The sequence below is a fragment of the Paenibacillus sp. BAC0078 genome, from assembly GCF_054483875.1.
The window spans coordinates 78,917-85,913 of the sequence record NZ_JBTLRW010000022.1; the positions used below are offsets into that span (position 1 = coordinate 78,917).

At 53.5% G+C, this 6,997-nt stretch carries 7 protein-coding genes; 1 reads left to right on the forward strand and 6 read right to left on the reverse strand.

Translation table 11 applies throughout. The annotated features are described in order from the left end of the window. Positions 1 to 116 precede the first annotated feature (116 nt). The 6 genes from ACX1DY_RS27210 to ACX1DY_RS27235 form a co-directional block, all read right to left on the reverse strand. Positions 117 to 1,016 (reverse strand): metallophosphoesterase family protein, encoded by a 900-nt coding sequence (locus ACX1DY_RS27210; protein WP_458967300.1) that lies wholly within the window; start codon positions 1,014 to 1,016, stop codon positions 117 to 119. Between the two features lie 424 nt (positions 1,017 to 1,440). After that, entirely contained in the window at positions 1,441 to 1,782 is a 342-nt protein-coding gene (locus ACX1DY_RS27215) for a DMT family transporter (RefSeq protein ID WP_458967301.1), read from the reverse strand. Next, positions 1,779 to 2,789, reverse strand: a complete 1,011-nt coding sequence (locus tag ACX1DY_RS27220) for an HAD family hydrolase (protein WP_458967302.1) — start codon at positions 2,787 to 2,789, stop codon at positions 1,779 to 1,781. The genes ACX1DY_RS27215 and ACX1DY_RS27220 overlap by 4 nt, the downstream gene beginning before the upstream one ends. A 107-nt stretch (positions 2,790 to 2,896) precedes the next feature. Then, positions 2,897 to 4,243: an ABC transporter substrate-binding protein gene (locus ACX1DY_RS27225; RefSeq protein ID WP_458967303.1), complete on the reverse strand. Its 1,347-nt coding sequence runs from the start codon at positions 4,241 to 4,243 to the stop codon at positions 2,897 to 2,899. Positions 4,244 to 4,276: 33 nt separating this feature from the next. Then, positions 4,277 to 5,119 carry a carbohydrate ABC transporter permease gene (locus ACX1DY_RS27230; RefSeq protein WP_458967304.1) on the reverse strand — a complete coding sequence of 281 codons (843 nt, stop codon included), beginning with the start codon at positions 5,117 to 5,119 and terminating at the stop codon, positions 4,277 to 4,279. Positions 5,120 to 5,153: 34 nt separating this feature from the next. After that, entirely contained in the window at positions 5,154 to 6,035 is an 882-nt protein-coding gene (locus ACX1DY_RS27235) for a carbohydrate ABC transporter permease (RefSeq protein ID WP_458967305.1), read from the reverse strand. Between the two features lie 220 nt (positions 6,036 to 6,255). Here ACX1DY_RS27235 and ACX1DY_RS27240 point away from each other — a divergent pair, with 220 nt between their 5' ends. Next, the gene (locus ACX1DY_RS27240; protein ID WP_458967306.1) at positions 6,256 to 6,816 is read left to right on the forward strand and encodes a GbsR/MarR family transcriptional regulator; all 561 of its coding nucleotides are present in this window, start codon (positions 6,256 to 6,258) and stop codon (positions 6,814 to 6,816) included. The last annotated feature ends 181 nt before the right edge of the window (positions 6,817 to 6,997 follow it).

Consider the following 6,997-nt stretch of genomic DNA (forward strand, 5'->3'; position numbering starts at 1 on the left):
AGCAGCAGCCAACACAAAGCAGCCGTTATCCAGTTCATGGGGAACGGCTGCTTTATTGCTGCTACAAATCCGGCTACTCAGATGTTTAGTTGTGCAAGCGAAGCTCCTCCAGAGGATCAGCCGTGTGCCTTAACCAACGTAGCAACCTCATACTGCGCGGATTCAATCCAGCTTCCCGAGGTGAAATCCCGTCCCTTTACAAGCACTCTGTCGCGATAGACTTCCACATAGAAGCCTTGGCTGCCGGTCTTATGCTCATCCGCATTGGTCCAGAGGTAGGCGACAGAAGCAGCATTGAACATGGTGGCTGTCTCCCCGTTGCCGGGATACATTGTGTTGTCTACCTCAAGCTCCCAGTGGGTGTGTCCGGTAAATAGAAGAGTCTGCGGGTGCTTGGACAGTATGGAGCGCAGATCCTGATCTTGAGTAACCCCGTACCACTCCTGAGATTCCAGCGATCCAGCTACCGTGTCCTTCAACGGCTGATGCAGGAAAAGAAAAACAGGCCGCTCACTCATCGAAAGTTCCTCCATTGACTGACCGCTCTCCTGCCGTTCTCCAAGCTTAAGATCCAGCCAGCGAAGCTGCTCGTCTGACAGATGACAGAACGTCGGCAGACCTTCCTCTGTTCCAAGAAAAATAAAATGGTATCCGCCGATCCAATGATCGTGATACGGGCCGGGCATTCCCATGCAGGAAGTATACATTGCCAGGCGGGATTCCCAGTGGCCCAGGCCAACATCATGATTCCCTAAGGTGTACCGGATCTCCGGCAGCTCTGTTTGATACAACTGCAGGATGCGGTGGACCTCCTCATATTCCTCCATGAAACCATGATCCGTTATGTCTCCAATATGCATGATCCCGCTGCTGCCCTGAGCATGAACGGCAAGATCATGCAGCGCCCGCTCGAAATTGAGATTATACTCATGCGTCGGATCGGCAGTGATATGGGTATCTGTTATAATTTGAAAGGTTAGCAGCGGCTGTTGTCCGCCTGATTCGTTTATACTCATGACAAGGAAACCTCCTTCAGTAATGCTTGGATATCAACTTATTTTGAATACAGCTAAGACAGAGCCTAAGCCAGTAATTCGAAAGAGCTGCCTCAGAAAATAGCATCCCATGAGCGCACAGAGATTCATAGAGCGCTTGGAGACTGGAGGCTAGGAAGCCTGGAAGCTAGGTGGAATTAGTACAACTAATTCGCTGAAATTCGTCCCCCTGCGGCAAGTAGTGGGATTTTCTCCAACTAAATTAAGCAAATTCATCATAAAAGGGACAATTCGGGCAGATTAGTTGTACTTTTTCCCACTTGGGCCATCTAGGAGCCAGTTAGCTCGGGTTAGTTGTACTTTTTCCATTTGGGTTCGCTAGCAATTAAATCTACGCGCTCCGAAGCTCGCCAATCATTATTCTTTAACTCCAACCCGAACACCGCTAATGCCCTTTTGCGCTAATGTTCAGTCCCACAATTCCGGCGACGATGACGGTCACCCACAGCAGTGAGGACAGAGACATCCGCTCTTCAAAAAACACCGCACCCGCCACAGAGATCAGAATGATTCCGGCACCTGACCATACCGCATAAGCGACTCCAACCTTGATCGAGGTCAGGGCAACATTCAGCGAGGTGAAGCTGATCCCGTAAAAGAGAAACATCAGCACAGAGGGCCATAAGCGGGTGAAGCCATGGGAGATTTTCATAGAGATGGTTCCCGACAGCTCGAAGATAATAGCCAGCGCCAGAAAAAACCAGGCCCAGGCCCCCTCGGCCCTCAAGGTACAATCCTTTCCATACTAAGCTCCGCAAAAGACTGCACGATACAATCGGCGTCCGGCAAAAGCTCCCGCGCACCCGTCATACCCGCTGCACCGCTAATTCCCGCACCCCCGGCTGCACCAACCGTATCTATCGCTATTCCAGCCGTATCGCCAACTGAACCCGTCGCCACGCCAGCCATATCGCCAGCTACACCCGTCGCCACGCAAGCCGCACCGTCAACCGCATCCGCCGCCACGCAAGCCGCACCGTCAACCGCATCCGCCGCCACGCCAGCCACACCGCCAACCGCACCCCCGGCTGCACCAGCCGCGCCGGCAATCCCGATAGCCACAGCCGCCCCGGCGGCCTTGGCCATCCGCATGTCGCCGTTCGTATCGCCGATCACGGCGGCTGCGCCAGGCTGTACCCCCAGCCGTTCGCAGGCAAGCAGCACCATGTCGGGAAACGGCTTGCCGCGCTCTACCTGATCCGTGCCGATCACGGCGGAGAAATACTCGCGGATGCCCAGCCAGCGGAGATGTGCCTCAGCCGTTGCCGTTTCGTCGGCAGTCACGACGGCCATCGCTATGCCCGAAGCCGCACAATCGTTAAGGAAGCGGAGCAGGCCGGGAAGCGGAAGAACCGGACGATTCCGCTCCAGTATGGCATCCGCCTCCTGGCGGCAGAGATCCACCAGTTCTTTAGATTCGGCCCATGACAAGCCGAGCTGATAGGCCTGCCAGGCCAGAATGGCGTAGAGATCATTCATTGTGCCCATAGCGAGGGGACCGTTGCGGTCATAATCTGTAATGCTGCCTTCGGCATCGTGAACGGTTCCCAGCAGGGAGGGCAGGGAGGATGCCGGAAATTCGAGACCACGTTGTTCCAATTGCCGGGTGAACTGTTCCAGGAAGCAGTTGCTCCAGCTCCCCCACAGAGAGACGAACTGCAGCAGCGTGCCATCCTTGTCGAACAGGATGGCGGATACCGAGGTGTCTCCTCTCGGAGTATTAAGCTTAGGCATGTCGCCGCCCCCTTAAGTTAATATTTCAAGGGAAGCCGCCGTCTTTTACAAGACGGCAAAGCCTCCCCTTTTTGAAAATATGCCTTCAATTAAGCTTTTATTTATGCTTATTTCACTTTATCCAGAGCAGCCTGAGCGGTTGCCTGCGCTTCCTTGAGCGCTTCGGCTGCCGGAATGTTCTCAATCTGCACCTTGTCGGCAGCGATTTTCAGCGCATCGCTGATTTTGCCCCCGGTAGGGTCCTGGAAAGGGGCGGAGGCGTGGGATGCCTGCATCAATGGAACTTTGATCTGCGGATTGCTCGCGCTAAAGGAGACAAATGCCGGATCTTCGAGCGCTGATTGGCGGACGGAAATATATCCGGTGTTGATCGACCAGGAAGCGGTGTTCTCGGAGTTCGTGAAATAGGTCAGCCACTTCATAGCTGCCTGCTTCTCGGCATCTCCGGCCTTGGCGGGAATACCGGCCATAATGGCCTCTGCCACCGGTTTGCCTTCACCCACTCCGGCCCAGCCCGGCTGCTCCATTGCCGAGACAATGCTGAAATCCAGATCGCCCTGGTCGCCGCTGGAGCCGGTGTAGCCTGCCGCCTGACCTTTCATCACATCGTCAATTGTCTTGTACCAGTACTCCCAGCCTTGTCCGCCGGAGTGGATGCGCATGGTTTTGTCCTCGTGAATCCATTTACGGAACAGATCCCAGGTCTCTACCCACTCAGGGGAGTCAATGGTTACTTTCTTTCCGTCCTCGCTAAGAATGCTGCCGCCCTTGCTCAATACGGCATCAACCATGTTGCCGGAGCCCCACATCGGCTCCCAGCCGAAGAAGGTTGTTTTTCCGCCGCTTTTAACAGCCATTTTCTCAGCAGCTGCCGCGAGATCCTCCCAGGTTTTGAGCTTGCTGGCGTCAATTCCGCTTTTCTCAAAAGCATCCTTGCGGTAATACATAACCTGTGTCGTTCCGTACATCGGGAGGAAATACTGCTTGCCATCAACTTGCCCCTGGTTCAGGAAGGTCTGGACAAAATCCTCTTTATTGAAATCCGCCTGCTTAGCGATCAGATCATCCATCTGTGTAAAATATCCCTTGCGCGCCCAGTCTACATTGGAGGACAGCACAGCCGCAGGTACTTTTCCGGTAGCGATGGCTGCCTGGAGCTTCTGCTCGGTTTCGGTATAGTCAGCCTGCACAATCCCTTTGACGATAACCTCCTGCTGCGAGGCGTTGAATTTCTGAATGAGCGATTCCATATTTTCGCCAAGCTTACCGCCGAGTCCATACCAGAATTCGATAGTTACCAGTGCGCTTTGGGCTGGAGCGGCGTCTTGTGCAGGAGCTGCGGAGGCACCGTTTCCTTCCGTAGTATTATTAGAAGCGGAATTCCCGCCACAAGCCGTGAGCACGGTGAAACCGGCAATCATGGATACTGCGGACAACCTTTTTAATACGTTCATCATCATTCTCCTCTTTGGATAAAATATAAGATTTCAGCCTTTACTTGCGCCTGCGGTCATATTAACACTTTGCATAATCGTTTTTTGCGCCAGCAGGAAGACAAGCAGCAGCGGGGCGATGGTGAAGGCGCTGGCGGCCATGATTAGCGGCCATTGTAACCCGTAAGCACCTCCTTCCACGAAAAAGCTGCGCAGACCGGCGGATACAAGCTGCAGGCCAGGGTCCTTGGTAATCAGCATCGGCCAGAAATAATTGTTGTATTGATCAATGAAGGTGATCAGCGCAAGTACGGCAAAAGAAGAGCGCGTAACCGGCACCAGCACCGTCCAGAGAATCCGCATATGGGATGCGCCGTCAACCTCACCGGCCTCCACCAGCTCATGCGACACCTGCAGGAACGCTTGTCTGATCAAAAAGATCGAGAAGACACTCACGCAGTTGGAGAGAATCAGGCCGGCGTAAGAATCCAGCAGATGCAGCTCGGACAACACGAGATAACCGGGCAGATACACCGCTGTAGTCGGAACCATATAACCGAACAGAATCACCCCGGAGAAAAGCCCCTTTAAGCGGAATTTCATATGCGTGAGCGCGTACGCCATCATACCGGAATTGATAATCTGCAGAATGACGATGGACGTGGCGACAAAAATGCTGTTGCCCATGTACCTTGCGAACGGCGCCTCATTCCAGGCCGCAGCAAAATTGCCCCAGAGCGGCACCTCAGGCCAGAGGGTAGGCGGGGAGCGCCAGATTTCATCGTTGGTTTTCAGCGCGCTGGTGACCATCCAGTAGAATGGAAAAGCCATCAGCAGGGCAAGGGCGGCAAAAAACAGATGGCGGGACAGCCCGCCCAGCCGTGTGATCGTACGCAAGCGGTAAGACCTCCTTTTTACACAACACCTGAATTTATTGATAATGCGTGGTCCGTTTGCTGACGCCAAGCGAGAATACCGACAGCAGCAGGCAAATGAACACAAGAACAACAGCTACTGTGGAAGCCTCTCCGATCTGGAAGGATTCAAAAGCGGACTGATAGTACAGATACAGCAAAGTCCGGGTGGAACCGGAAGGGCCGCCCTGCGTCAGCACATTGATCTGATCGTAGGCCTGAAGCGCCTGGATGAGCTGCACTACGAACAGAAACAGGGTAGTTGGCGAGATCAGCGGCAGCGTGATGCGGATGAATTTCTGCACAGCGTTTGCCCCGTCAAGCTCACCGGCTTCCAGCAGATCGGAAGGAACATTCCGCAGCGCCACCAGATAAAAGATCATCGCCCAGCCTACAGATTTCCAGATGGTCACAAGCAGCACGCCAATGAGCGCCCATTTGGGGTCCTGCAGCCAGCCGATTTTGTCCAGCCCCAGGAAATCAAGCACCGTATTGGCAAGCCCGACCTCCGGCTCGTAGATCCAGGACCAGACGATGGATACAGCAACGGTCGGCGTGACCCAAGGGGAGAACAGCAGCACCTGGTAAAGGGCGGAGCCTTTAAGCTTGCGGCTCATCAGCAGCGCAAGTCCCAGTCCGATCAGAATGACCGGCAGCACACTGCCTGCGCAGAAGAGCAAAGTGACCCTCAGTGCTTTGTAAAAGGCTGGATTGCTGAAGAGATCCGTATAATTTTGCAGTCCTACAAAGGTCTTCTCCGGGCTCATGAAGTCCCACTCCGTGAAGCTGAGATACAGCACATACAGCAGCGGCGCCAGCCAGAACACGACGAACGGCACCATGGCCGGCAGGGTGAACAGCACCGGCTTCAAGCCGCTGATAAGCTTTGAGCGTGTCATTTTCGTTACGATACCCCATTCCATCTTCTTTGTTTTGCGGTATAATTCAGAGGTAAGCTCCTCCGTTCAAAAAAAATTGTACACTCATGATGTGATGCTGTGGTCAAGCGGAAGTAAAGATCGTTCGGAAATTGTGTAAAATTTGCAGAAATAGCCCCATGAAGCTTCAGTTTTGTGTAATGTAGAGAGAACGATTCTAATTAGAGTGAAGGTGCAGCGAATGAAACAGGCAGCATTTGGCGAGGACAACCAGCATTTATCTCAGCGTGAGCAGCTCCTGCGTCCTATGATTGATGCGATCGCGCAGACGATGGATTTGTATGGAGCGAATTATTCCTTCGGGCAGCTCTACGGGATTATGTTCTTTGAGGACAAGCCGATGACGCTGGAGGAAATGAAGCAGGTTATGAATATGAGCAAGAGCAACATGAGCTACGGTGTCCGTTCCCTGATTGCTTCCCGGATGGTGACCAAGCTGGACGAGAAACGCGAGCGGAAGGAGCTGTATGCGGCGGAGACGGATTTCTTTCAGGCGTTCAAGAACTTTTTCACTCTGAAGCTGCAGCGGGAGATTGATATCATGCAGGAGGCGATGGGGACGGCGATGCCTGAGCTCCAGGCACTGATGGAGACGGAGGACACTTCTGAAGAGGAGCGGCAGGCTTGTCAGAGAGATTTGGACAAGCTGCGGCACGCGGTGGAGTATTATGTCTGGCTGCAGCGGTTCGTGGATGGTCTGGAGGAAGGAACGGTGTTCGGCGGAATTCCCGGCAAGGAGTAAAGTCCCGCAACTGAGTACAGCTTCATCTCTTCGCCATCTTCCAATCGTAACTGCATTCTATACACTAGCGTTGCATAAAAGTTGACACGAACTAAATCTCAAAAAGGAAGTGGTGATCAATAAAAAAATCCCCTATTGTAAGAAGGTAGGCACGTTGTCCATACCCCTTACAAAGGAGACT

Bases quoted from the DNA above. Each gene is read 5' to 3' on its own strand.
- ACX1DY_RS27235 (WP_458967305.1), bottom strand. From the start codon at position 6,035: ATGACACGCTCAAAGCTTATCAGCGGCTTGAAGCCGGTGCTGTTCACC.
- ACX1DY_RS27225 (WP_458967303.1), bottom strand. From the start codon at position 4,243: ATGAACGTATTAAAAAGGTTGTCCGCAGTATCCATGATTGCCGGTTTC.
- ACX1DY_RS27240 (WP_458967306.1), top strand. From the start codon at position 6,256: ATGAAACAGGCAGCATTTGGCGAGGACAACCAGCATTTATCTCAGCGT.
- ACX1DY_RS27210 (WP_458967300.1), bottom strand. From the start codon at position 1,016: ATGAGTATAAACGAATCAGGCGGACAACAGCCGCTGCTAACCTTTCAA.
- ACX1DY_RS27220 (WP_458967302.1), bottom strand. From the start codon at position 2,789: ATGCCTAAGCTTAATACTCCGAGAGGAGACACCTCGGTATCCGCCATC.